This window comes from Catenibacterium sp. GCM10023432, from assembly GCF_042651925.1.
GTDB classification, from domain to species: Bacteria; Bacillota_I; Bacilli_A; order Erysipelotrichales; family Coprobacillaceae; genus Catenibacterium; species Catenibacterium mitsuoka.
In genome coordinates this window covers 14,449-40,321 of record NZ_JBHSEB010000098.1, presented here as the reverse complement: position 1 = coordinate 40,321, position 25,873 = coordinate 14,449, and the positions used below count along the sequence as shown (strand labels likewise).

Annotated in this window: 23 protein-coding genes; 2 read left to right on the top strand and 21 right to left on the bottom strand. The window is 35.3% G+C overall.

Annotated elements, in window-relative coordinates:
• Positions 1 to 135 precede the first annotated feature (135 nt).
• The 14 genes from ACFOZZ_RS12385 to gmk form a co-directional block, all read right to left on the bottom strand.
• Complete coding sequence (locus tag ACFOZZ_RS12385; RefSeq protein WP_055289134.1) at positions 136 to 1,341, bottom strand: ATP-binding protein; 1,206 nt, start codon at positions 1,339 to 1,341, stop codon at positions 136 to 138.
• Between the two features lie 22 nt (positions 1,342 to 1,363).
• On the bottom strand, positions 1,364 to 1,573 hold the full coding sequence (locus ACFOZZ_RS12380) for a helix-turn-helix domain-containing protein (RefSeq protein WP_279078931.1): 210 nt from the start codon (positions 1,571 to 1,573) through the stop codon (positions 1,364 to 1,366).
• A gap of 216 nt (positions 1,574 to 1,789) precedes the next feature.
• Positions 1,790 to 3,172 carry a transglutaminase-like domain-containing protein gene (locus ACFOZZ_RS12375; RefSeq protein WP_376815339.1) on the bottom strand — a complete coding sequence of 461 codons (1,383 nt, stop codon included), beginning with the start codon at positions 3,170 to 3,172 and terminating at the stop codon, positions 1,790 to 1,792.
• A 623-nt stretch (positions 3,173 to 3,795) separates the two neighbouring features.
• Positions 3,796 to 4,524 (bottom strand): GTP pyrophosphokinase, encoded by a 729-nt coding sequence (locus ACFOZZ_RS12370; protein ID WP_278780360.1) that lies wholly within the window; start codon positions 4,522 to 4,524, stop codon positions 3,796 to 3,798.
• A gap of 66 nt (positions 4,525 to 4,590) precedes the next feature.
• Positions 4,591 to 5,949 carry an MATE family efflux transporter gene (locus tag ACFOZZ_RS12365; RefSeq protein WP_286696856.1) on the bottom strand — a complete coding sequence of 453 codons (1,359 nt, stop codon included), beginning with the start codon at positions 5,947 to 5,949 and terminating at the stop codon, positions 4,591 to 4,593.
• A gap of 1 nt (position 5,950) precedes the next feature.
• Positions 5,951 to 6,550, bottom strand: coding sequence for a thiamine diphosphokinase (locus ACFOZZ_RS12360; RefSeq protein ID WP_006505128.1), 600 nt, complete (start codon positions 6,548 to 6,550; stop codon positions 5,951 to 5,953).
• Positions 6,547 to 7,191 carry a ribulose-phosphate 3-epimerase gene (gene rpe, locus ACFOZZ_RS12355; RefSeq protein WP_055234631.1) on the bottom strand — a complete coding sequence of 215 codons (645 nt, stop codon included), beginning with the start codon at positions 7,189 to 7,191 and terminating at the stop codon, positions 6,547 to 6,549. The genes ACFOZZ_RS12360 and rpe overlap by 4 nt, the downstream gene beginning before the upstream one ends.
• A complete protein-coding gene (gene rsgA, locus ACFOZZ_RS12350; protein WP_055234633.1) occupies positions 7,184 to 8,050 on the bottom strand; it encodes a ribosome small subunit-dependent GTPase A in 867 nt (288 codons plus the stop codon). Before rsgA ends, rpe begins: the two co-directional genes overlap by 8 nt.
• An 8-nt stretch (positions 8,051 to 8,058) precedes the next feature.
• The gene (gene pknB, locus ACFOZZ_RS12345; RefSeq protein WP_270468253.1) at positions 8,059 to 9,861 is read right to left on the bottom strand and encodes a Stk1 family PASTA domain-containing Ser/Thr kinase; all 1,803 of its coding nucleotides are present in this window, start codon (positions 9,859 to 9,861) and stop codon (positions 8,059 to 8,061) included.
• 1 nt (position 9,862) lies between these two features.
• Positions 9,863 to 10,591: a Stp1/IreP family PP2C-type Ser/Thr phosphatase gene (locus ACFOZZ_RS12340; protein WP_055233558.1), complete on the bottom strand. Its 729-nt coding sequence runs from the start codon at positions 10,589 to 10,591 to the stop codon at positions 9,863 to 9,865.
• Between the two features lies 1 nt (position 10,592).
• Positions 10,593 to 11,621, bottom strand: a complete 1,029-nt coding sequence (rlmN, locus tag ACFOZZ_RS12335) for a 23S rRNA (adenine(2503)-C(2))-methyltransferase RlmN (protein WP_055233559.1) — start codon at positions 11,619 to 11,621, stop codon at positions 10,593 to 10,595.
• Positions 11,621 to 12,910 carry a 16S rRNA (cytosine(967)-C(5))-methyltransferase RsmB gene (gene rsmB / locus ACFOZZ_RS12330; protein WP_329967536.1) on the bottom strand — a complete coding sequence of 430 codons (1,290 nt, stop codon included), beginning with the start codon at positions 12,908 to 12,910 and terminating at the stop codon, positions 11,621 to 11,623. Before rsmB ends, rlmN begins: the two co-directional genes overlap by 1 nt.
• Positions 12,867 to 15,053, bottom strand: coding sequence for a replication restart helicase PriA (gene priA / locus ACFOZZ_RS12325; RefSeq protein WP_278860344.1), 2,187 nt, complete (start codon positions 15,051 to 15,053; stop codon positions 12,867 to 12,869). Before priA ends, rsmB begins: the two co-directional genes overlap by 44 nt.
• A gap of 38 nt (positions 15,054 to 15,091) precedes the next feature.
• Positions 15,092 to 15,655 (bottom strand): guanylate kinase, encoded by a 564-nt coding sequence (gmk, locus tag ACFOZZ_RS12320; RefSeq protein ID WP_006505120.1) that lies wholly within the window; start codon positions 15,653 to 15,655, stop codon positions 15,092 to 15,094.
• A 91-nt stretch (positions 15,656 to 15,746) separates the two neighbouring features.
• Between gmk and ACFOZZ_RS12315 the strand changes: the two genes are divergently transcribed.
• Positions 15,747 to 17,387, top strand: coding sequence for an Rqc2 family fibronectin-binding protein (locus ACFOZZ_RS12315; RefSeq protein WP_278780352.1), 1,641 nt, complete (start codon positions 15,747 to 15,749; stop codon positions 17,385 to 17,387).
• On the top strand, positions 17,384 to 18,145 hold the full coding sequence (pgeF, locus tag ACFOZZ_RS12310) for a peptidoglycan editing factor PgeF (RefSeq protein ID WP_376815338.1): 762 nt from the start codon (positions 17,384 to 17,386) through the stop codon (positions 18,143 to 18,145). Before ACFOZZ_RS12315 ends, pgeF begins: the two co-directional genes overlap by 4 nt.
• Before the next feature lie 32 nt (positions 18,146 to 18,177).
• On the opposite strand, the gene ACFOZZ_RS12305 is transcribed toward pgeF, so the two are convergent.
• The 7 genes from ACFOZZ_RS12305 to ACFOZZ_RS12275 all read right to left on the bottom strand — a co-directional run bounded on the left by ACFOZZ_RS12305 (position 18,178) and on the right by ACFOZZ_RS12275 (position 25,861).
• Positions 18,178 to 19,650, bottom strand: coding sequence for an NAD(P)H-hydrate dehydratase (locus ACFOZZ_RS12305; protein WP_279148099.1), 1,473 nt, complete (start codon positions 19,648 to 19,650; stop codon positions 18,178 to 18,180).
• Between the two features lie 67 nt (positions 19,651 to 19,717).
• Positions 19,718 to 21,157, bottom strand: coding sequence for an NlpC/P60 family protein (locus ACFOZZ_RS12300; protein WP_278780348.1), 1,440 nt, complete (start codon positions 21,155 to 21,157; stop codon positions 19,718 to 19,720).
• A gap of 193 nt (positions 21,158 to 21,350) precedes the next feature.
• On the bottom strand, positions 21,351 to 22,058 hold the full coding sequence (locus tag ACFOZZ_RS12295) for an ABC transporter ATP-binding protein (protein ID WP_147556433.1): 708 nt from the start codon (positions 22,056 to 22,058) through the stop codon (positions 21,351 to 21,353).
• Positions 22,059 to 22,060: 2 nt separating this feature from the next.
• Complete coding sequence (locus ACFOZZ_RS12290) at positions 22,061 to 22,837, bottom strand: ABC transporter ATP-binding protein (protein ID WP_376815337.1); 777 nt, start codon at positions 22,835 to 22,837, stop codon at positions 22,061 to 22,063.
• Positions 22,834 to 23,781, bottom strand: a complete 948-nt coding sequence (locus ACFOZZ_RS12285; RefSeq protein ID WP_055289149.1) for a branched-chain amino acid ABC transporter permease — start codon at positions 23,779 to 23,781, stop codon at positions 22,834 to 22,836. Before ACFOZZ_RS12285 ends, ACFOZZ_RS12290 begins: the two co-directional genes overlap by 4 nt.
• A gap of 3 nt (positions 23,782 to 23,784) precedes the next feature.
• Complete coding sequence (locus ACFOZZ_RS12280) at positions 23,785 to 24,654, bottom strand: ABC transporter permease subunit (protein WP_147556437.1); 870 nt, start codon at positions 24,652 to 24,654, stop codon at positions 23,785 to 23,787.
• A gap of 64 nt (positions 24,655 to 24,718) precedes the next feature.
• Positions 24,719 to 25,861 (bottom strand): ABC transporter substrate-binding protein, encoded by a 1,143-nt coding sequence (locus ACFOZZ_RS12275; protein WP_278780344.1) that lies wholly within the window; start codon positions 25,859 to 25,861, stop codon positions 24,719 to 24,721.
• Positions 25,862 to 25,873 lie beyond the last annotated feature (12 nt).

Below are 25,873 nucleotides of genomic sequence, written 5' to 3'. Positions count from 1 at the left end.
CTCTTGTGCTAATGCTAGTATATCACTTTTATTAGCACTGTCAATAGATGAGTGCTAATTTCTATAAAGATTTTGTGACTTGTTGTGACTACTAATTGAAAAAAGTAATTACAGTCTTAAAGCATTTTGCTTTGCTCAGTCTACAATCCCCAATAACCAGTCTCTTGCATTTATACGTCGAATTCCTTCATATTGTTCTTCTGGTTCTTCATCCATTGTTAAGATAATCTTCGGATAATGATCTCGTATTGCTTGTAATGGTCTTAATTCTCTCAAAAGTGTATTTTCATCTCGTACAGTCAGTGCTACCTGGAAATATACTGTTCCCTTTTTATTCTGTGCTACAAAATCGACTTCATATGAATCGATTTTTCCAACATACACATCATATCCTCGACGCAACAATTCCAAATAGACTATATTTTCCAGAACATGTCCTGCATCTGCCTGCCTTGAACCTAAAAGCATATACCTCATTCCAATATCAACTATATAATATTTTTCAAGAGTCTTTAAATATTGTTTTCCCTTTATATTATAACGTTTTGCCTGATATATAATATAGCTCTCGCTAAAAGCCTCCAGATATTTTCCCACCGTTTTGGTATCAATTTTTCGCCCTTCTGAGGTCATCGTATCTGCAATTTTTTTTGAGGACAATGGATTTCCTATATTATCAAACACAAATCTTAAGACACTCTTAAGCATCATGGTATCTGTGATTCTTTTCCTGTTTATAATATCCTTCACAACAATCGTATTATAGATTCCTTCCAGATAATCTCTAATCTCATCTGGCTGATTTTTTAATTCCAATGTAAACGGAAATGAACTATTCTGCAAATACTCAGCATATTTAATTCCTCTGTCATTCATGCTACCAGTACTTTCCATATATTCCTTAAAAGACAACGGCAACATTTCAATCTGAATATATCTTCCTGAAATCATAGTCGCAATCTCACTGGACAACATATATGCATTAGAACCAGTCACATAAATATCTATGTTTTTTTTAATATAAAGACTGTCCAGCACTTTCGGAAAATCTTTTACATTCTGAATTTCATCAAGAAAAATATATGTCATTTTCCCATTAATCAAACGTTCCTTTAAATATTTATATAATTTTCTGTAATCTGTCAGTTCTTCATAATCAAGATCTTCAAAATTAATAGAAATAATCTGTTCTTCCTCAACCCCATGCTCTTTTAAATAATTGCGATAAATTTCCAGAAGCATAGATTTTCCACAACGTCGTACACCTGTAACAATTTTAATCAACTGCTTATCTTTCCATGCAATCAGTTTTTCTAAATATTCTTTTCTTTCTATAATCATAATAATGCTCCCTTCGTTTTTACTAATTATATTCCAAAAATAACAAAATATTCAATAGTTTTAGGATTACATTCCAAAAACTATTGATTTTCATATCTTTTTGGGAACAAAAGTTAACTTGATAGCTGTTTCTGTGTGAATCAATATTACTCGTCTCCATATAGACAATATATCCGGCATAGTGGTCAAGGACAGCCTGTATTGCTATGGAGTCTCCCTCATATGCCTTTATAATCGTATCATAGTGTTGAGCATCACTTTATTTACTACTAAAAGACACATAATTATTCAAATTAAATGAAAAAGGCATTACAGATAATATGAACTCTTTCTATTCACATAATTTGTAATGCCTTTTTAATGTTTTGTGTGTAAAAAAGAAAAGGGAAGGAAACATTTGAACCCCTCTTCAAACATTTCTGTCCCTAAGAACGAGACTTATGATAATTTATTTTTCAATATCTTCCATAGAAATCAGTTCCTGTGATACATCCACCTGAGAGAAGCGAAGACCATGATCCTCGTACTCAAATTCTCCTCTCTGATTATCAATCGGATCGATGCGGAGCCATTTTTTCTCCGGTATGAATTCTTTTTGGATTTCAGAGTTAGCTGGCATGCGGAAAATGTCGAGATTACCAAAGTAATAGTTCCAACGCTCTTTGTCTCCTTCACGCCATGCACTTCCACCAAAGGAGACGTCTGCAAATACCCATCCATAAGGTGCTACATAGAATTGTGCCCAATCATGGCATCCTGTATAATACTTTGTTGCATATAGACCTGACTGCCAACGTGCCGGAATTCCAGACATACGGCAAAGTGTGATGAATAGTAGTGCTTGTACACCACAATCACCTTTCAGATTGATTGCACAGTATTCTGGAATACACTCAATTGTAAAATACTCTCTCATGAAAGAATACATAACTTTTGTTGTCACAAAATCATAGAATCGACGCGCCAAAATAATTGGATTTGTCTCATTTCCTGCAAGCTCATCTCTTAGTTCTCTTAAGTAAGGAGTGAATACGATATGTGGTGCCTGCTCTTTCAGACAGAAATCTGGCTGTTCTTCAGATACCTTGGCAGGATCTAACTCCACATAATTTACATGGTAATCAAATGAATAATCTACCATAAACTCCTGATTCTCTTTCAGTTCAGTTTCAAAATATACTGTTCTCTGTGGTGCATCAGCAGGTGCTATATATGTAATCTCTGGATTAGATGCGTGAATCTCTACATTAGAAACCTGCTCATATACCTTAGGAATCGGAAGATGTACACGAACCTTGCGTCCTATCTCTTCGAATTCTTTCTTAACTTTTATTGTTGAACGTATACGAGTGTGTACAGTTCTTCCACCATGTTCCTTCATGTAATGTATATTTTCGTTCAATAGCTTCTGATTCAGGTTGTTTTCTTTGTTATTCTCTGGATTTTCTACAATTACACGCTTGGCAAAGTCTGGACGTGTCTTAATTAGATTTTCATAGAATCGACGCTGAAAATGTACCTCGCCGTCCACATAAACCCAATCTGCTGCACCGATTTCTTTTAAATGATCTAACTCTTCTTTTTTGAAATCACGCAGATGGCTCGTCATGATTTCCAATGCTTCATCATAAGTAAATGGGTATTCATTTCCACCCATAACACCAATGACTTCCTGTTCAATTTCCAGACGTTTTCTAAGCGCCTGCGGAATATCCTTTTCTTTCAGAAAATAACGAATCATTTTCTGGGCTCCAGCATAATCACCATAAATTTTTAATTTCAAAATGTCCTCTGGAAGCGGAACCTTCATAAAAGATAAATCCTGATACATGAGTTATACCTCCAATTTATATTACTGTTCGTTTTCAAAACCAATGAACTAAGCTGACTTGAATAGCATATCTGTTAATGTTAAGATTGCCTCCATATTTGCACAAGTGATGTTATTTGCTGCTAAGTAATCCCCAGATCACTCTCAATCCATAATTTATTCCTGAAGTCACTAAAATCAATATCATGCACAAAGCAGAATAATCCTATTCCTCATCTACTGACAATTGAGTATGATACACATAATGCTTTCGCAAATTCCGTCTGACTTATAAGCTTTGTTTTCGAACTTCTTTTATATATTTCAAAAAACTCATCTACAATCTTTTTTCAAAATATAGTAAAAATTATAGCATGTATGCAAATAACTTGCTGTATTTTATAATACATTTTCTCGTTCTCTAATGATATCCTGAAGAAACATCATCTATCGCCTTATTACGATGTTTAGTGCACATGATAGGCTGATAATACAATAAGACCACAGAATGGTTGTTATCATTCAATTGTGTAATATCTATTACCTTATTTTTGATTATATATAATACCGCCCGACAATAAAGGCAAAATTAAATGCCGTGTTTACCGCATATTAAAGTTTCATTTCCTCCAACAAAAAAGAATCTATTCAGACTCTCCCTTATTCATCATTGAACGTATCTTCTGCATACGTTTGTCTAATTTAGCACTTTCTACTGAACAGTCATAAAGTTCCTGAGCAATAAGTTTTGCTTCATCTTCAGGAATATTCTTCTTATAGCGTAATTTATGTTCCAAACTTGCCCAGAAATCCATCGCAATAGTACGAAGCTGTACTTCTACATAAACATACTTCTTTGTCTTCTGTAAGAAGATTGGTACCTGTACAATTAAGTGTAAACTACGATAACCACTAGGTTTAGGATTTTTAATATAATCCTTCATCTCAATCAAAGTAATATCATCCTGTCTTAAGAAGCTATCTGCAAGTTCATAAATATCTTGAGGAAATGAACAAACAACTCTGACTCCTGCAATATCTCTTATATTTTCTTCTAATGATTCCATAGTCATCGGAATATTCTTGCGTCTTACTTTTCTCGCAATACTGTCATATGATTTAATACGTGACTTGATGCTTTCAATGGGATTACCATCATATTCTAAAGAATATTCCTGATCTAATACTCTAAATTTTGTTTCTATCTCCATTACCGCGCAACGATAATAGGACATTAAAAGATCAAATGGCTTTTTATTCTTATCTAATAAATCTAAGAACTCATCAGAAAGAATGCTCTGTTTCACAAATTCTTCTCTTTTTTGTTCAATGATTTTAAATCCACTTCTTTTTATATCTTCTAGGTCTCTCATATATTCATCCTTCTTTCAATCTCTATCATTATAATCTATTTCTACGAAAAAAAGAACTGAGAAACCTCAGTTCATATGTTCAAGTGCTTTCTTGAATTGTTTTCTAAACAATAATACTGTAAATGTAATCGCAAAAAGATCTGCCACTGGTTCCGCTAAGTAGACAGCCATTGTCTTATCCACAAGTAATGCTGGCATAATATAAATAAGTGGTATTAAGAGAATGAATTTTCTAGTAACTGCCACAATAACTGATGCTTTCGCATTACCTAAAGCCACAAATGTCATCTGACAGGCAATCTGAATTCCAAATAATCCTACAACTGCCATATAGATTCTAAGTGCTTTTGTGGTAAAGAGAGAGAGTTCTTGTGCATTTGTAAAGAGTCCTACAAACATCTGTGGGAAGATCTGAATCAAAATCCAGATTGCCATTGAAAAGATAAGGGAAACCTTAAGTAATAATTTAAATGTCTTTTGAACACGTTTTTTATTCTTAGCCCCATAGTTGTAACTGATAATAGGCTGTGCCCCCTGTCCCAATCCCTGTAAAGGAAGCATCGCAAACTGCATAACACTAGTCAATATAGTCATTGCGCCTACTGCTATATCTCCTCCGTATTTTAATAAAGAAGAATTAAAACAGACCTGGATGACACTTTCACTTGACTGCATCACAAAGGTAGAAAGACCTAAAGCAAGACAGGGTAAGATGACTGAGTTATCTAAAGATAAGTTTTTCTTTTTTATTTTAAGTTTTGTTTTTTTGCCAAACAGGAAACGAAGAACATAAAAACATGAACATCCCTGTGAGATGATTGTCGCAAGAGCCGCGCCTTTGACACCTAGATTGAATCCAAAGATCAAAATAGGATCGAGGATGACATTACATAATGCACCAATTACAACAGAAATCATCCCATTCTTCGCAAACCCCTGGGCCGTAATAAACATATTCATCCCCAGTGTTAATTGGACAAAAAGCGTTCCTATCGCATATATATTCATATAATCTACTGCATAAGAGATTGTATTACCACTTGCACCAAACGCAAGTAGGAAGGTACGATTTCCAAAGAATAGAATAAGTGTTAATACAATAGAGACAATAATCTGTGTAATAAAACAGTTTCCTAAAATCTTTTCTGCATGATCATGATTTCCCTGTCCCATATAAATAGAAGCACGTGGTGCCCCACCATTGCCTACTAGAGAGGCAAAGGCTGTCACAATCATAATAAGAGGCATACAGACACCAACTCCTGTTAAAGCAAGTGCACCAGTATGGGGAATATGACCAATAAACATACGGTCTACAATATTGTAAAGCATGTTGATTAATTGCGCTATGACTGTAGGTAAGGCAAGTTGTCTTAATAGTTTACCTACTGGTTCAGTTGCAAGAAAGTCTTTATTTTCAGCCATATTATCCTCCTATTCTTTGTGATTCAATAAAGATGAGATCTTCACTATTTTCTATTGTCAAAATACCATGACATTGATTAGAGATACACAACGGATCATGAGGTTCTAATGTATAACCATCAAGTGGATAATCACAATTCTTTAATGTAAGAATACAAGTCTTTTCAGTAAAGCAAGAGAAGTATTTATATTCAGTACAGTCTATCTGATGTATTCCTTTAGGCAGCAAATAGATTCTATTGATATCATCATAGAGTGTAATCTTAATATCTGGATGCTGTCTTAAATAAATGAGTACTCCTAGAAAATGATCAATACGTCCACCAATGACGCCATAAAGATCTATTTCATCATAACCTCTATTAAGTGCTTCGCTAATGGCTAGTTCTGTATCTGTTTCATCCTTGTGTGTAGGAAAGCTCAAAACTTCTAGCCCCTCAAGGTATTCTTTATGTTCTAGAGAATCAAAGTCTCCAATTGCGAATAATGGTTTAATAAATTGACGGTGCAGATGTTCCAAACCACCATCAACCGCAATATAAGGGATGTCTTTATTAAAGACATCCCCATTATTCATGCTTGCGTATAAGCCTATTTTCATTTGAGTGAATCAATAGCTTCCTGTCTATTTTCTGCCTTGAAGACATAGCTTCCAGCCACAAGAACATCTGCCCCAGCTCCACGGCATAGGTTGGCTGTATTTTCATTGATACCACCATCTACTTCAATAAGATAGCGTCTACCATTTCTAATTTCTTTTAATTCAGTAATCTTATCTAAGGCTGAAGGATTGAATGACTGACCTCCAAATCCTGGTTCAACACTCATTACAAGAACCATATCTAAATCATCTAGGAATGGTTTAACAGCTTCTACGTCAGTTCCTGGTTTAATAGAGATAGAAGCAAGACATCCTGCATCATGAATACGCTGAATAAGGACACGTGCTTCCTGCACGCTTGATACAGCTTCAATATGGAATGTAATGAGATCTGCACCTGCATTGATGAATTCATCTAAATACTGACCAGGATCAGTAATCATTAAATGAACATCAATAAACAAATCAGTGACAGCACGGACATTACTCAAGATACTATAACCAAATGAAATATTTGGTACAAAGTGTCCATCCATGACATCATAATGAATCCATGACTTTCCTCCATCATAGATTGTATCAATATCTTCTTTAAGATGCGCAAAATCAGCGGATAATACTGAAGGTGCAATTTTAACCATATCGTTTATCTTTCCTTTCTTTTACCTGCTTTAATAACTGCAGATAATCTTCATATCTTGTTTGATCTATGTCTCCTGCTTCAACAGCTTCTTTCACAGCACACTTTGGTTCACTATCATGAAGACATCCTCTAAACTTACAATGATGAGATAATTCTCTAAAATCATGATAAGTAGTCGCAAGTTCTACGGGTTCCATCTTCAGTTCCAAAGAAGAGAAGCCAGGTGTATCGGCAATATAGCCACCATACATCGGAATCAGTTCAACATGTCTTGTCGTATGTTTTCCTCTTCCTAATGCCTGTGAAATTTCATTTGTCTCAATATTCAATTCAATGTTTAAGGCATTCAAAAGACTTGATTTACCTACACCACTCTGTCCTGTCACGACTGTGACACGATTCTTTAGAAGTGGTTTGATCTCTTCAATACCCTCATTTTCTTTACTTGATACAAAATATAGATCATATGCATTGTACTTCTTTTTGATAACCGGAACAAGTTCTCTATTAAGATCTATCTTAGTAATAATGATAATTGGCTTAATCTTCTCATATTCAACCATTGCGAGGAACTGATCAAGAAGCATCTGATCAAAATCCGGTTCAGCAATAGAAAATACAAGGAGAGCTTGATCTATATTACAAATAGGAGGTCTTTCTAACTGATTATGTCTTTCATCAAGAGAAAGGATATAACCTGAACCATCCTTTTCTTCCTTGAAGCTGCAGAAGTCTCCTACAAGAGGCTTCTGTCCTCTGTTTCTAAATTTACCACGTGCCTTGCAGCTTACTACTTTTTCGCCTGTATCTACATAGTAGAATCCTGCAAGGACTTTTATAATCTGACCTTTAGGCATATCTTCTCCTATTCTGATTGTGCATTCTGACTGGCGTCATCACCATCATCATCTTCTGGTAAATCAGGCTGAGAAGGTGGTGTTGGTGGAGTAGGTTTCTTATCATAGTAATATAAGATAATTTCAGTGCCCTTGCTTGTTACCTGAGTATAAGGTGCAACAGACTGTTTAACGACTGTATTAACAGACATTGAGTTGATTGTTGCACTGTCAGTAGGTGATGGAAGAACAGATAATTTTACATTGGTGAAGCCCTGGCTTTCCAATGTTGATTTTGCAGCATTGATGTCCTGACCATAAAGTGATGGAACAGTAATAGTAACACCCTTAGAAACTGTTAAAGTGATAATCTTGCCTTTTTCATTAGGATCCTGTTTTTCTCCTTCAGAAATAGACTGTCCAATAACAATACCTGCTTTATATTCATCATCAGACTTTTCATACTTCTTCACCTTATATCCAAGCTTGGTAAGTTTCTTATAAGCTGTGTCATAAGACACACCTGTATAATCTTCCATGATAATATATTTACCCTTAGAAAGAGTTAATGTCACAGTATCACCTTTATTAATAGCATGTCCTGCTTCAGGATCTGTGGCTACTACAAGACCTTTTTCATATTTATCACTTAATTCATAGTTAACATTATCAGAAACCTTATAGCCTTTATCAATCAATAAAGCTGTTGCTTCTTTTTCAGTCTTACCTACTAAATCCATCATCATGCCATCTTTATTACCACCAAGTAAGAAGAAACCTGCCACAATCGCAAGACATACAATGACAGCACCAATCGCTGCACCAATCGCAATCTTCTTTTTCTTATCCATTGGTTCTTTCTTCTTCTCATCCTGAGGCTTGATTTCTTCAATTTCTGTCTGTGTTGTTTCAGGATCAATAGGTGCCGTTTTAGTAAAGAACTGTGAATCGCTCGCAATAATAGTTGGATCAGTATTAACCTGGTCAAAAGTAAGCTTTTCTTCAGCTAAACGTTCTAAACATGTGTCTAAATCATCTAACATATCATCCGCACACTGATAACGATTATTTGTATTCTTAGCAGTCGCTTTGATAATGATATTTTCTACTGACTGAGGAATCGCTGGATTATAAGCACGTACTGAAGGAATTTCATCACGCATATGCTTTAATGCGATATTTACTGGAGACTCACCATTAAATGGTACATCTCCTCTTAGTAATTCATAGAAGAGAACACCTAAGGCATAAATATCACTCTGTGGTGTTGCTTTTTCACCTCTTGCGATTTCTGGCGCAAGATAGTGAAGTGAGCCCATGATCGTATCAGTCTGAGTCACCTGTGATAAAGATTGGATTGAGGCAATACCGAAATCCGCAATCTTTACAATGCCAGAATCAGTGACAAGAATATTCTGAGGCTTCAGATCACGATGTACAATACCCATAGAATGTGCAAGTGCAGTAGCTGAAGCAACCTGCTTCATAATGTCCACAGCTTCAACGTAATGAAGTGCACCACGCTTGTTAATTAATTCTTTTAAAGTCTGACCACGTACATATTCCATGACAATATAGTAAAGATCATCTTCTTCACCTACATCATAGATTTCTACAATATTACGATGACATAATGCAGCCGCTGCACGCGCTTCACGATGGAAACGAGTGATATAAATAGGATCTCCTGTCAAAGAAGAACGAAGTATTTTGACTGCTACTTCTCTTTTTAATATGTCATCATATGCAAGATAGACATCGGCCATACCGCCCTGTCCAATAAGTTCTTTTAATTCATAACGATCAGCAAGAACACGCCCTTTTTCACTCATCTTATGCTTCTCCCTTCTCAATTAGTAAAACACCAATATTATCTAATCCGCCAAATTCATTGGCTGATTGAATGAGGCATTCAGTTTTTTGATCAACTGATGCATTTTTTTGTAGTATTTCTTCAATCTGTTGAGATGAGAGTGAATTATATAATCCATCTGAACAGAGCAATATTGCACGATAATCTTCTTCAATCTTATAAAAAGAAATACGTAAAGCTTCTTTAATACCAATAGCCTGCACTAAGACATTTCTTTTTGGATGATGTGAGGCTTCTTCTGCATTGATCAAACCTCTTTTTACAAGTTCATTCACAAAAGTATCATCTGCTGTAATCTGCTTTAATGTATCTTTATATAAATAAGCTCTAGAATCACCCACATGGGATATATAAGTATTCTTACCATCCATATAACAGATGACAATTGTAGTCCCCATGCCTGCATATTCACTATGCATGTCACTTTCCTTATTCACAAGATCATTGGCAGTTAATAGTAAAGATGAAATCCAGGCATGAATAGATTCATCGTCTAGAAATGGTGAATGATCAAAGAAATGTTCAATCACATAACGACTCACAAGTGTTGAAGCAACTTCACCTGCAAGATGACCACCCATTCCATCACACAATACGCCAACGATTTCATGATTCTTAATTTTATAGACTGCTCTATCTTGATTTACTGACCTTTTTATTCCGATATCAGTCATCGCGGAGATAGCCATATTATGCTCCTTTCTCTCTCTTTGCACGTAACTGTCCACATGCACCATCAATATCACGGCCATGTTCTTTTCTTAAAGTACAATTAATATGTAAACGAATAAGTTCATCCTTAAATGCAGTAATTGTATGACTTAGAGATTGTTTATAGCCATGTTCATCTACAGGGTTATAAGGAATTAAATTGACATAGACATTTAATCCACGAAGATAATGCGCTAACTGACGTGCATATTTGATATCATCATTAACATCCTTCAATAAAATATATTCAAGAGTGACACGACGATTTGTACGTTCAATATATGTCTTGATTGCATCTCTTAAATCATCCATATTATAGCGTTTGTTGACAGGCATCAATTCATTACGGATTTCATCATTAGGTGCATGTAAGCTGATTGCTAGATTCACCTGGATTGGTTCATGAGAGAAACGTTCAATTCCAGGAATCAAACCACATGTAGAGATAGTGAGATGCCTTGCGCCAATAGCTAAACCATGAGGTTCATTGACTGTATAGATGAAGTTCATGACTTCATCATAGTTATCAAATGGCTCACCTGTTCCCATGACGACTACATGAGTCACTCTTTCTTTTAAATCATTCATAACAGTCAAGACCTGTTTCACAATTTCACCACTTGTAAGGTTACGCTGTTTCTTTAGTAAGCCTGAAGCACAGAAGGAACAGCCCATATTGCATCCTAACTGGCTTGTGACACATAATGAACGACCATAAGTCTGAATCATCAATACTGTTTCAATGAGTCCTCCATCTTCTAATTCAAGAAGATATTTAGTCGTACCATCACGTGCGACCTGCTTTTCCTTGATAGTTAAAAGTGCATCACTGAAATGGTTGGAAAGTGTTTCCTGAAGTTCTTTAGAAAGATTAGTCATCTGATGAAAATCATAGACATTCTTTACATAAATCCATTCATAGATCTGTTTTGCACGGAAAGGCTTCTGCCCCATCGCTTTTAATTCTTCTTTTAATTGTTCAAGTGTTAAGTCATAAATTGATTTCATCATACATCCTTTTCTAACAGACACATATAAAAGCCATCACTGTGATATTCAAATGGAAGTATAGTACGCTCTTCCACTACATGCATATCGGGATGCTTCTTTATGAATTTTTCAATCTGTTTTTCGTTTTCTTTTTTATTTATAGTGCACGTACTATACACTATATTACCACCTTTTATACATAAAGAATATGCATTTTCTAGTAATTTTGCTTGAATAAGAATGATTTCATCCATTGCATCAGAATCATGGTACTTGATTTCAGGTTTTCTGGAAAGAACACCAAGTCCAGAACATGGACCATCTAAGAGTATTTTTGTATACTGCTTATCAAATAATGAAAGGTCTGTACTATCTCCTGTATGAACATGAATATTGGATAATCCAAGTCTTTTCGCATTGTCTTCAATAAGCTTTGCTTTATGTGGATAAAGATCATAAACGTCAATCAAGCCTTTATTATTCATGAGTATACCAAGATGTGTTGTTTTAGAACCTGGTGCCCCGCACATATCCAAGACAACATCTTCTTCACCTGGATTTAATAAACGAGCTACCATCTGTGATGATTCATCCTGAATAGTGACTAGACCTTCTTTAAAAGCTTCAGTATGCGCAATATTGCCTTCTTTTAATAACACACTATCTGGTGATAAATAGCCTGGAGTAAACTCTAGATACTTCTTTAAGAATTCCTCGCGAGACATCTTATATGTATTCACACGGCCGCTTTTTAAAGGAACTTCATTATCAGCATGAAGAATCTTTTCTGTTGTTTCTTTGCCATATTGCGCATTGAACATCTTGACCATCCATAATGGATGACTTGTAGAAATAGATAAACGTTCATCATGATCCAAATCATCTAAAGATCTTGTTTCTTTAAAACAACTATGCAAAATCGCATTAATCATGCCTCCTGCTCTTTTATTTCTTCTTTCTTTAATAATTTCTACTGCCTCATTCACTATCGCATAATCTGGTGTATCTAAATAAAAATGCTGGTAAAGGCTCATTAATAGAAGCATTCTCTCTACAACTTTTAAGCGAGTATGGATGTGTGGTTCTAATTGATATTCTAGATATAAACGATTCTGAATAGTCCCATAGACGAGGGTTGTAATAAGTCCTCTTTCTGATGATGAGAAATCTTGAGTAAGAGTATGATTTAAAGTGATATTTAAATAACTCTCATTCTTTTCATAATCAATGAGTATGTCTAATGCTGTATCTCTTTCTTTCATATTAATATGTGGAATACGGATTAAAATCGCATGCCACAATGACACCTCCTTTTCTTGTACGGTTATAATAATCATCGATGAGACTTAATTGTTCATAGATTGGCTTAGATTCTATATATTTAATCAAAATTCTTTCACGATAGATATCCTGCATCTTAAAGGCGGGCTGAGGGCCGATAATGCGTACCTTTTCTAAATGTTCCTTTAAACACTTGCTGATATCCAAGGCTGTCAAATGAACATTCTTTGGTGTACGGGATTGTACAATGACTGATACAAGGTGGCAGAATGGTGGATATTTTGCTTTCTTTCTAAATAACATCTCTTCCTTAAAGAAAGCTTCGTAGTCCTGCTTCACAGCTGCCTTGATTGCATAATGTTCAGGATTAAATGTCTGAATCATGACAGTCCCCTGCTTATCTCCTCGTCCACTCCTTCCTGCCACCTGACATAATAACTGGAATGTGCGTTCAGAAGCTCTAAAATCCGGTACCATAAGAGACAGATCAGCCATAAGAACCCCTACAAATGTGACATTGGAGAAATCAAGCCCCTTCGCAATCATCTGTGTACCAAGCATAATATCTGCTTTATGTTCTTCAAAATCTTTAAGTAATTTTAAATGTGTATTCTTATTACGGGTTGTATCAAAGTCAAAACGAATAATACGTGCATCTGGATATTTCTTTTCTAATTCTTCTTCTATTTTCTGTGTACCATACCCTATCTTTTTAAGATGCGTACTACCACATTCAGGACAGACTTGAGGTACAGAAGTGAAGTATTCACATAAGTGACATTTTAATCTGTTTTCAGCTTTATGATAAGTAAGTGTCACATCACAATGCGGACAGCGGATTGGTTTACCACATGATTCACATTTAATAAAAGACGCATAGCCTCTCTTATTTAAAAGAATCATAGCCTGTTCTCCTTTATTCAGAGTTTCTTCTAGTCGCTGCTGCATTCTTTGAGATAATAGTGAATAGTTACCCTGACGCGCTTCGTTACCCATATCTACCACTTCACAATAAGGTAATGGTTTCCCATTAATTCTTTCTTTCATCTCAAATAAGCCATAGATTCCTTTTTGTGCTCTCGCATATGTTTCTACAGATGGTGTCGCACTGCCTAGGACAATCTTCGCATTATTTTTCTCTGCACGCATCTTCGCAATAGATAATGTATGATAACGTGGTGTATTATCCTGCTTATAGCTCATATCATGTTCTTCATCCATAATGATGAGTCCTAGATTCTCAACTGGCGCAAAGATTGCAGAACGCGCACCTACCACAATACGAGCTTCACCCTTTTTTATACGACGATATTCATCATATTTTTCTCCCTGTGATAAACGGGAATGAATGATTGCCACTTCGTCATGAAAACGTTCTTTAAAAATACGTTCCATCATCGGCGTCAAAGATATTTCTGGCACAAGCATAAGTACTGTCTTATTCTTTTCTAACATCTTTTTAGTGAGCGCAATATAGACTTCTGTCTTCCCAGATCCTGTAACCCCATGAATAAGAGAAATAGTATGAGAGGTTTGAAGGATTCCCCTTACAACACTTTCTTGAAGTGGTGTTAAGGTAATTTCATTATTGACCTTTAAATCATTTCCTGCATAAGGGTTGCGCTGTACTTCTTTATTATAAATCTCTATCAATCCCTGATTTTCAAGAGATGAGATGACACTTCTAGAATAAGGGATATCCTTAAGAAACATTTCTCCCTGATTCAAAAGCATACGAAAACATTCCTTCTGTTTCACTGTTTTAGGTGTTCCTGTATTGATTACTTTTACACATTGTCTCGTCTTGATACCGACCATTTTATGTGTAGAGGGTTTTAAAGTACCTGGCAGCATTGCCTGGAAACAAGCAATAAGTGGGCAAAGTGTCATCTTAGACATACGATGAGCCAGTGTTATTAATTCATTGTTTAAGAGTGGTGCTTCATCTATGACAGAATAAATATAGGAGTATTTAAAGCCATCTCTTTCTTCTAGTTCTTTCTGCGTTAATTGAACTTCTTCAACCGATAAGACATAACCAACCACCTGACGATGATTAAATGGAACTTTTACACGGATTCCTGTAAGAATTGGTTTCTTAGATAAATAAGAAAAACCACGATCTAATGCCTGGACAGGATGTTCTATTAATACTTCTACCTTAAACATAAAATCACCTCCGTAAAAAAGAAAAAGCAGCCAGATGGCTACTTCATGTTTTCTTCGATAATCTTGACAATATCATCTTTAGCACGCATAACATCATCGTTCACCACTACATGCTTATACTGATCTTTTGTCGCAATTTCTCTTCTTGCTTTATCAAGACGTTCTTTAATAACATCTTCAGCTTCTGTTCTACGTCCACGAATACGTTTTTCTAATTCTTCCATTGAAGGTGGTACTAAGAAAATTGTAAGTGCGTCTGGTACTTTCTTCATAACCTGAAGTGCACCTTGTACTTCGATTTCTAGTACAACATTCTTACCTTCATCTAGTAGCTGATCTACATAGGCTTTAGGTGTTCCATAGTAATTACCTACAAACTGTGCGTATTCTAGTAATTCACCCTGCTCAATCTTTTTCTTAAATGTATCAACATCCACGAAGAAATAATCGATTCCTTCTCTTTCGCCAGGTCTCTTATATCGTGTAGTCATTGAAATTGAATATGCAAGGTTTAATGATTCTTCTTTAAATAGTTGTTCTCTGACTGTTCCTTTGCCTACGCCGCTAGGTCCACTCAGGATAATTAGAAGGCCTCTTTTCACTTATCTACATCCCCTTTTTAAGATATCCTACATGAATAAAACAGTGATGTCAAACACTTTTAAATATGTTATACTAAGTCGGGTGATGAATATGGCATTTGATGGAATTGTATTGTCACGTGTTACAGAATTATTAAATGAAACAATCGTGACAGGACGTATTTCAAAATTATATCAGATATCGAAATACGAATTATTAATGACTGTACGTGCACAGAATGAAAATAAGAAACTCCTTGTTTCTATTCATCCAATGTATGCCCGTGTTCAGTTAACGCAATTGAATTATCCTACACCTGATTTTCCTAACGCTTTGACTATGTTTCTAAGAAAACATATTGAGGGGTCTTTTATTGAGCGTATTGAACAGGTGGGACTTGATCGTATATTAAAGATAACTTTAAGAGGAAGAAATGAATTTAAAGATCTTGTAGAGTATCATCTCTATATAGAAATCATGGGTAAGCACTCTAACTTTATTCTTACAAATAAAGAAGATAAGATTCTTGAATGTTTAAAGCGTGTTTCTCCGAGCGATAGTATTCGTATTATGCAGCCAGGGATTACTTATACCTACCCTCCACTTCTCGATAAGAAGAATCCATTTGAGAATACCCCTGAGACAACTCAGCTTGTAAAAGAGTTTGAAGGATTCTCTAAGGACTTAGCTGAAGAAGTGGCTGTCAGAATAGAACAGGGGACTGATTTCAAAACAATTATGAATGAAATACAAAATAGTAAAGAACTCTATATCACACGAGGTGATAAAGAGAAGTATCATGTAATTCCTTTGACTTGTTTTGGAAAAAGAATTGATCACTATTCTCTTTTTGATGGATTAGATGCGTATTATCAGTTTATTGATCAGAAGGATCGTATTAAACAGCAGACTTCTGATATTCTTCATTTTATTCAGAAAGAATATACAAAAAACGTGAATAAGCTTGATAAGCTAGAAAAGACATTATTTGATTCTCATAATAGTGATGAATATCGTATTAAAGGTGATCTCTTATATGCTTCTTTACATCTTATTCAAAAAGGAATGAAGGAAGTGACTGTGGATAATTATTATGATGGAACAAAGATGACTATTGAACTTGATGAGCGTTTTGATGGAAAAACAAACGCCAACCATTATTATAATAAGTATCAGAAAGCAAAGAATTCCTTAAAGGTTCTAGAGGAACAGATTGAAAAGACGAAAGAAGAAATCAATTATTTTGATACTTTAAATACCTTGATGGATAATGCGGATTATTATGATGCCATGGAAATCAAGGAAGAGCTTGAAAACATGGGATATATCCGTAAGAAGAATGTGAAGAAGTTAAAAAAGAAAACACATCCTCATTATGATGTCTATCGTACTCGTGATGGTATTATTATTTATGTTGGTAAGAATAACTTGCAGAATGATTATCTGACATTCAAAATGGCATCACGTAATGATATGTGGTTCCATGTGAAGGATATGCCTGGTTCTCATATTATTGTGCATGCAGAAAATCTGGATGAGTATACTATGAGACTTGCTGCAAATATTGCGGCATATTTCTCTAAGGGGAAATATAGTTCAAGTGTTCCGGTGAATTATTGTTTAGTGAAGAACTTAAAAAAACCTCATACAAATAAGCCAGGTTTAGTTCTTTTAGGACATTATAAAACAATTTATATTGATCCTGACGATTCTTTCTATGATGAATTAGAGAAAGTGGAGGATGCTAGATGAAATTAATACCTTGGAAATTTAATAATGATATGGTAGAAGGCTATACAGTACCAGCTCATATTGATGGTAGGCTGTTCAATATGAGCTATAACGGCTTGGATGACAAGCAGGTGCTAGAAAACCGTAAAGAACTTGCACAAATGCTTCATACTGAGCTTGATCATATGGTTGCACCTTTACAGCGTCATACAACACATTATTTGAATGTAAATAAAAATGATGGCGGTAAAGGGATATATAGCCAAAAGGATGCCTATTTAGGTTTTGATGCATTATATACAAGAGATACAAATCTCACTCTTTTTACTTTTCATGCAGATTGCTGTCCTGTTCTTTTATATTGTGAGAACCAGCATCTAGTGGCTGCAATTCATTCAGGATGGAAAGGTACGGTTACTGAGATTGTAGGCAAGGTAACACGTCATTTAATAGAAGATGAAGGATGTGATCCTAGTCATATTTATGCTTATGTAGGACCTTCTATTGAGGCACGAAACTTTGAAGCGATGGATGATATTATTGATCGTGTTAAAAGTATGAGTTTTGATACATCTTCTTTCTATACTAAAAAAGATGAAACACATTATCTTCTTAATTCTAAAGGACTTATTAAACAGCAGTTACTTAACTGTGGTGTTTTAGAAGAACATATCGAAGTCAGTCCTTATTGTACAATGGAGAATGATGATTTATTCTTTAGTTATCGTAAAACACATACTAAAAATCGTAATATTTCTATTATCAGACTAAAAAAATAGCTGGAGAGCAATTTTTGCTTTCCAGCTTTTTCTTATTCTATTTCACCAGCAAGTACAGCCATTGTATGTGGTATTTCTTCAATAAGTTTTTCAGGGATAACTGTATAAGCCTGTTTTGCGACTTCATCTCCAGCACGTCCGTGAATATAAACACCAAGTACTGCCGCTTCTAATGCTTCATAACCCTGTCCTAGAAGTGATGTAATGATTCCAGCGAGTGTATCACCCATACCACCAACCGCCATGGCTTTATTACCAGACGCAATACGATAAGATGTCTTACCATCAGTCACAATAGTATGAGGCCCTTTTAAGACAAGAATACAATGATACTTTGAGGCAAAGCTCTGTGCTGCCATCATCAAATCAGGATAATCCTCTACATGACATAAACGTTTGAATTCACCAATATGAGGCGTAAGAATAACACTACGATTCTGTTTTTCTAATAAATGCATATTTCTAGATAGAATTGTAAGTGCATCTGCATCAAGGACAAGTGGGCAGATAGAAGCTGTCATAATATCAATAACGGCTCTAAAAGCCCCCTCTTCAAGTCCTAAACCACATCCGACTAATAATGCATCATAACCATCAAAATCATCATAATGGAAAATCTGTGGTCTTGTAACTGGAATGGCTTCAGGAATATAAAGAGGTAATAGTGCTGTCACTTTTTCTGAAGTAATTGTCTTCACAATACCTGCACCAGTATAATAAGCTGCTTTAGTCGCAAGTAATGGTGCACCTGTATATTGGTTACTTCCTACAATTAAACCATCTACCCCATAGATATTCTTATAACCATTATAGACTCTCTTTCTTAAATGTGCTTTCGCATATTCTTCTCCTACATATTCAAATAAGCCTGCTTCCTTGAAACAATCATTCACAGCCAATGTTTCTAAAATCACTTCACCTGTATATTCGAGTGAACGTGGATCTAAGAAGCCTTGTTTTAAAGCAGTTAAAGTAACTGTGAAATCTGCCTTTAATGCTGCTTCATACGCTTTACCTGTATTACAGTCAAGTCCTGTAGGGATGTCAATAGCCCCAACAATACCTTTATAAGTATCATTAATAGACTCAATCATAATCTTGTACATGCCTCTAGGGGCGCTATTTAATCCAAATCCAAATAATCCATCGACAATACAATCATAGTCATTCCAGTTAATTGCATTAATATTATCTTCATCTACATAAATAAGATGATTATCTTCACATTGATCACGATAATAGCGATTAGCCTGTGATACCTTGCCTATATCCCCACTGTAATAATAGTTGACTTGTTTTCCTAGTTTCTCTAGTTTTAATCCTAAAGAATAGCCATCTGCCCCATTATTACCTGGTCCTATTAAAATAGCCAACTGATTATATTTTGTGAAATGATTGAGTAATGCATCACTTGCAAGATTAACAAGCTCTTCTATTTGATAACCATGTTCTAATAAATAAGCATCATACTGCTTGAGTAAATCCTGTGTTCCTATATACATCATAAACACTCCCTTCACTCTTTTATTTTATCATAAAAAAAGAGGAAATCGAAACCGATTTCCTTAAAGATCAAACTCTTCCTCCGCCTGCATAATGAGCAGCATAATAAGATTCACCTAGAGAAGAAGTAATAACACCCTTCTTTTCATTGGCAGCATGTACGAATCTTCCTCCACCTAGATAAATACCTACGTGAGAGATGCCTTTCTTATATGTATTCTTAAAGAATACAAGATCACCGGGCTTTAATGCATTTCTATCTACTCTTTGAGTTGTATTATACTGCACAGCAGCTGTACCACTTAACGAACGTCCATTCTGTCTATATACCCATCTAGTAAAGCTTGAACAGTCAAAGACATTAGGTCCTACAGCACCCATTCTATAACGGCATCCAATCTTACCTAATGCAGTCTGAATAAGAGCTGTATTTCTAGATTTTACTTCTACAGGAATATTAACAACTGTTGTGTTACCAGTCTTATCAGTTACAGTATAAGTTGCTGTATAGCAACCTTCATTATTTACATCTACATTACCACTGATTCCAACATATTTAGTTAAATCACCATCTAAATTATCAATAGCTGAAACGATGAGTGAACGCCAGTTCACAGATGTTCCTTCAGTAATAGAAACTTTATTTGTATTCAACTTGATTTCAGGACCTTTGATATCCTTAATATTGAAAGTACATGTCTGTTTTGTTTCATTACCACTATTATCAGTTGCAATAATAGTTGCTTTCTGTTCGCTATTTAATTTCTTAGTATCAATATCACCTTTAACAGTTAATACTGGAGATGGATCAAAATTATCTGATACATCAAAATAATCAGCAGGATTGAAAGGTTCACCATAGTTTACATCAAATGACTGTGTCTTTTGAGTAAGTACTGGTGCAATAGAATCCTTTACATTAAATGAAAGTGTTTTTTCAGCTTTGTTTCCTGCATTATCTTCTACATGAGCAACAACCTTCTGTTCCCCAATAACAGCTGTATCAATACTGCCATCAAAAGTGATGAAATCACTGACGTCACCATCTACATTATCTGTCGCTTTCACATAGTCAAATAAGTTATTTGATCCATTGGCTTCTACATCTATGATATAACCGCCGTCAACGCGTGCTGAAATAACAGGTGCTTTATTATCAATAACCTGTACTTCGACTTCTTTATTAGTTGTATTCTTGAATGTGTCGGTAACAGAAACTTTCACTGAATAAGTACCTAACTGTTTTGATTCATATGATCCTGATTGAATAGAAACATCCATGATATCTAAATTATCACGGTTATCTGTAATTTCAAAATCAGATGCATTTAGCTTTGTACCATAAGGAACAACAATCTTATTTGAATGAATAACAGGTGCCTGACGGTCAGCCGCAGCATAACCTACGAGGGCAAATGCAGAGATTGCAACTGCTGGCAGCAGCATTGTTTTCTGAGTTCTGATTCTCTCTACAATTGCATTAAAAGTTGTGGGGGCATTTTTAGTCATAGTTATTCTCCTTTGCTTTTCAACAAATGCGATTATAACACCATGACTTATATCTGTCTACTATTTTCTTAAGATATTCTTAAGTATTTATATTTTATACTGTATATATCACTCTTTTTTTGATTAAGAATTTTTTAATATTTTAGAAATAGTGGTGTATATATAAAAAAAGTCCTCCCTTTGGGAGGACTTGTTATCCAAGATATGCTTCTCTAACACGTGGATTATTTGCAACATCTTCAGCTTTACCTGATACAGTAATATTACCTGTTTCAAGTACATAAGCATGATCTGCGATAGAGAGTGCTTTATTCGCATTCTGTTCTACAAGTAGAATAGTCATATTTTCTTTTTCATTAACTTCTTTAATGATATCAAAGATTTCATTAACAAGGATTGGAGAAAGACCCATTGATGGTTCATCTAGTAATAATAGTTTTGGTTTAGACATCAAAGCACGGCCCATAGCAAGCATCTGCTGCTCACCACCAGATAATGTACCAGCCAACTGTTTTTTTCTTTCTCTTAGACGTGGGAATAATGTATAAATATGTTCAATATCATTCTTGATGCCATCTGCATCATTACGAAGATAGGCACCCATTTCTAGGTTATCTTCTACACTCAGCTGGGCAAAGATACGACGTCCTTCAGGAACCTGTGCAAGACCTTTAGAAACAATCTTATGAGCAGGCGTCTTCATGATGTTTTCACCATTAAAGATGATTTCACCACTCTTGCCATTTAATAAGCCAGAAATAGCATGCATTGTACTTGTCTTACCCGCACCATTGGCACCGATAAGTGCAACGATTTCACCTTGTTCAACATTAAATGAAATCTTCTTAATCGCATTAATGACACCGTAGTGTACTTCAAGATCCTTAACTTCTAATAACATCTTTAGCCCTCCTCTTCATTGCCTAGGTAGGCAGCTACAACATCAGGGTTGTTTCTAATTTCTTCAGGTGTACCAAAAGCAAGTACTGTACCAAAGTTTAATACAGCAATCTTTTCACAGATTCCCATAACAAGCTTCATATCATGTTCAATAAGAAGAATTGCGACTGAGAACTTTTCTCTTACTATTTTAATAGTTTCCATTAATTCAGCTGTTTCTGTAGGGTTCATTCCTGCAGCAGGTTCATCCAGAAGCAATAGTTTAGGAGCAGTCGCTAGTGCTCTCGCAATTTCAAGCTTTCTCTGTTTACCATAAGGTAAATTCTTTGACTTAGATTCTGCAAATTCTTCTAGATGGAACACACGTAATAAAGATAAAGCCTCTTCCTGCATAGCTGCTTCAGCCTTCTTATATTTAGGTGTATGGAATAATGCATCAAATAATGTATATGGGTGAGAGTAATGTAATCCTACTTTTACGTTATCAATAACGCTCATTTCCTTAAATAAACGGATATTCTGGAAAGTTCTTGCAATACCTGCTTTAGTAATCTTAATAGTGTTTGCTTTTTTAATTGGCTGTCCTTCAAAAAGGATACGACCACTTGTAGGCTGATAAACACCTGTTAATAGGTTGAAGACAGTTGTTTTACCTGCACCATTTGGACCAATTAAACCAAATAACTGGTTCTTATCGATTTCAAAGTTAAATTCATCTACGGCCTTTAATCCACCAAACTGAATGCCAAGACCTTCCGCTTTTAATAATGGTGTACTCATTCTGGCTTCACCTCATCTTTCTTTTTAAAGAATGGAAGACGTTCCATAATCTGTTCGCCTTTACCTGTTCCCTTTAAAATCATAGCGGCAATTAATACAATTGCGTATAACAACATTCTGTACTGTGAGAATGAAATCAATAGTTCTGGAATTATAGTAAGAACAATAGCTGCAATAATAGAGCCCTTCAAGTTACCCATACCACCAAGTACAACCATGACTAGAATTTCAACTGATTTGTTGAAGTCAAATCCTTTAGGAAGGATAACTGTATAATAGTGAGCATATAAGCCTCCTGCTAGTCCAGCAAAAATAGCACTCACTGCAAAGGCCAATACTTTATAATAACCAACATCAATACCTGTTAGTTCTGATGCTGTTTCATCTTCACGAATTGAGATGATGGCACGTCCATGTCTAGATTTCACAATTGAATATACTACAAAGATTGTGATAATCATAGCGATAAAGACATAAACAAGATTTGTATTCATAGGAATACCAATTAACCCTTTTGCTCCATTAGTGATTTCAAGGTTGTTCATAATAACACGGATGATTTCATTGAAAGCAAGAGTGATAATACAAAGATAGTCACCTTTTAATCTTAATACTGGAATACCGATAATTAAACCAATAATGCCAGCAGCAATCGCACCAATAAGTAGTGATACAATAAATGGAAGATTTAAATAAATACTAATTAAAGCGGATGTATAAGCACCTACTGACATGAAACCAGCATGTCCTAAGGTAAGCTGTCCCAAATAACCAGCTGCTAAGTTAAGTGATACAGCGAGGATAATATTAATACCACAAAGAATTAATACACCTTGCCAATAAGAGTTAATAACAGATGTAGCTGTTCCTATCATCAATACTGCAAAGATCACAATTGAAAGAATGAATGATCTGAATAGTTCGTTTTTTATTAGTTTTTCCATAGACTACACCTTCTCTCTTACATTCTTACCAAATAAGCCTGCTGGCTTAACTAATAAGACAATAATAAGAATACCAAATACAACTGCATCAGAGAAATCTGAAGAAATATAGGCAATTGTAAGTGATTCAGCAACACCAAGCATTAAACCACCAACCATAGCTCCTGGTACACTACCAATTCCACCGAGTACAGCCGCAATAAATGCTTTAATACCTAACATCAAACCGATATATGGAGTGATTAATGAATAAGCACATCCATAAATAACGCCTGCAATAGCACCAAGACCTGAACCAATCGCAAATGTAAGAGATACTGTTGTATTTACGTTTATACCCATTAACTGGGCTGCACCCTGGTCTTCTGATACAGCACGCATTGCTTTTCCTAATTTTGTCTTATTAATAAAGAACAATAAAACAGCAGTACAAACAGCTGTTACTACTAGAGTAATAACAGTGATATATTTAATAGAAATAGCTCCAAGATTAATTGTACCTTTTGGCATGATCTGCGGGAATGTACGAGCCGCACTACCAAAGATTAATAAGAATACATTTTCTAATAAATAGCTGACACCAATGGCAGTGATCAATACTTCAAGTGAACCTTTACCTCTCAAAGGTTTATAAGCTACTTTTTCTGTTAAAACACCTAAAGCTGCAGTCACAACTATAGAAAACAAGATAGCTGGAATAGGTCCTACAAAGCCTATTGCGATTAATGCGAAATAAGCCCCTGCCATGATGATATCACCATGGGCAAAGTTGATCATTTTCGCAATACCATAAACCATTGTATAACCAATTGCAACTAAAGCATACATACTCCCAGTCGAGAGTCCGTTGATGATTTGGTTGATAAAGTTAATCATAATTACTTCTCCCCTCTAAAAATAAAAAAATAAGGAGAGATGAACTCTCCTTTATTCATCGTTATTTTGCAGTTACATACTGACCATTTTTAATAGTTACGATATTTAATTCCTTAACAGGATTGTGGTTCTTATCATAAGTGAATCCACCACAAACTGCTTCATCATCAGATACTTTGATCTTTTCTAATGCAGCATTTACCTTTTCAGGATCAGTTGATTTAGCTTTGTTGATAGCTTTCATCATAACAGTAACTGTATCATAAGCCATACCAGCGAACATACTTGGAGTTGTTCCATATTCTTTTTCGTAAGCTTTTACAAATTCATATGTAGGACCGCTAGTTGCATCTTTGTTGTAACCACTTGTGAAGAAGCAGTTTTCAAAGTCTGCAGTGTTAACACCCTTAACACCAAGAACACCATCCCAGCCATCAGCACCAAATATTGGAGCCTTAACGCCAGAGTCTCTTAACTGTTTTGTAATAGATACAACTGTTTCATAGTAATCTGGTAAGAAAACAGCATCAGGATTAGCCTGTTTGATCTTAGAAATGAATGTTGAGAAATCTTTAGTATTTGCATTGTATGCTTCATAGAATGAAACATTAACGCCCTGCTTCTTTGCTTCAGCTTTATAAGCAGCTGCAACACCTGTAGAATAATCAGATTCCTTGTTGTAAAGAACAGCTACATTCTTATAGCTATATTTAGTTTTAGACTGCTTAGCTAAGTAACTACCAGCATAAGAATCGTTTGTACAGATTCTGAATACGTTCTTATAAGCTGTTTTACCATTCATAGTGAATTTGTCACCTGAAGCAGATGGTGAAAGAATTGGTGTGTTGTTCTTGCTTGCAGCACTTGCTACTGAAAGTGCAGAACCAGTTGTTACTGGTGAAAGAACCGCAGTGACCTTATCATCATTATATAACTTGTTATAGTCATTTACGGCAGTAGTTGGATCAGCCTTATCATCATAGTAAACGCCTGTAATCTTAGTGCCATGTTTCTTGTTATAATCCTTAATAGCCATCTTCATAGCATTCTTTACAGCACTACCATACTGAGAAGCTTCACCACTTAGTGGGCCGATAAAACCAAATTTAGGTGCTTTGATATCTGTTGTAGTAGAATTCCCATTACTACAACCTACTAACATTGCTGCGACTGCACCAGCTGTCACGATTGTTTTGAATTTCATACATTATCCCTC

Coding starts and splice junctions, on each gene's coding strand:
- ACFOZZ_RS12385 (WP_055289134.1), bottom strand. CDS start 1,341: ATGATTATAGAAAGAAAAGAATATTTAGAAAAACTGATTGCATGGAAA.
- ACFOZZ_RS12375 (WP_376815339.1), bottom strand. CDS start 3,172: ATGTATCAGGATTTATCTTTTATGAAGGTTCCGCTTCCAGAGGACATT.
- ACFOZZ_RS12370 (WP_278780360.1), bottom strand. CDS start 4,524: ATGAGAGACCTAGAAGATATAAAAAGAAGTGGATTTAAAATCATTGAA.
- ACFOZZ_RS12365 (WP_286696856.1), bottom strand. CDS start 5,949: ATGGCTGAAAATAAAGACTTTCTTGCAACTGAACCAGTAGGTAAACTA.
- ACFOZZ_RS12360 (WP_006505128.1), bottom strand. CDS start 6,550: ATGAAAATAGGCTTATACGCAAGCATGAATAATGGGGATGTCTTTAAT.
- rpe (WP_055234631.1), bottom strand. CDS start 7,191: ATGGTTAAAATTGCACCTTCAGTATTATCCGCTGATTTTGCGCATCTT.
- rsgA (WP_055234633.1), bottom strand. CDS start 8,050: ATGCCTAAAGGTCAGATTATAAAAGTCCTTGCAGGATTCTACTATGTA.
- pknB (WP_270468253.1), bottom strand. CDS start 9,861: ATGAGTGAAAAAGGGCGTGTTCTTGCTGATCGTTATGAATTAAAAGAA.
- ACFOZZ_RS12340 (WP_055233558.1), bottom strand. CDS start 10,591: ATGGCTATCTCCGCGATGACTGATATCGGAATAAAAAGGTCAGTAAAT.
- rlmN (WP_055233559.1), bottom strand. CDS start 11,621: ATGAAATCAATTTATGACTTAACACTTGAACAATTAAAAGAAGAATTA.
- priA (WP_278860344.1), bottom strand. CDS start 15,053: ATGTTTAAGGTAGAAGTATTAATAGAACATCCTGTCCAGGCATTAGAT.
- ACFOZZ_RS12315 (WP_278780352.1), top strand. CDS start 15,747: ATGGCATTTGATGGAATTGTATTGTCACGTGTTACAGAATTATTAAAT.
- pgeF (WP_376815338.1), top strand. CDS start 17,384: ATGAAATTAATACCTTGGAAATTTAATAATGATATGGTAGAAGGCTAT.
- ACFOZZ_RS12305 (WP_279148099.1), bottom strand. CDS start 19,650: ATGATGTATATAGGAACACAGGATTTACTCAAGCAGTATGATGCTTAT.
- ACFOZZ_RS12300 (WP_278780348.1), bottom strand. CDS start 21,157: ATGACTAAAAATGCCCCCACAACTTTTAATGCAATTGTAGAGAGAATC.
- ACFOZZ_RS12295 (WP_147556433.1), bottom strand. CDS start 22,058: ATGTTATTAGAAGTTAAGGATCTTGAAGTACACTACGGTGTCATTAAT.
- ACFOZZ_RS12290 (WP_376815337.1), bottom strand. CDS start 22,837: ATGAGTACACCATTATTAAAAGCGGAAGGTCTTGGCATTCAGTTTGGT.
- ACFOZZ_RS12285 (WP_055289149.1), bottom strand. CDS start 23,781: ATGGAAAAACTAATAAAAAACGAACTATTCAGATCATTCATTCTTTCA.
- ACFOZZ_RS12275 (WP_278780344.1), bottom strand. CDS start 25,861: ATGAAATTCAAAACAATCGTGACAGCTGGTGCAGTCGCAGCAATGTTA.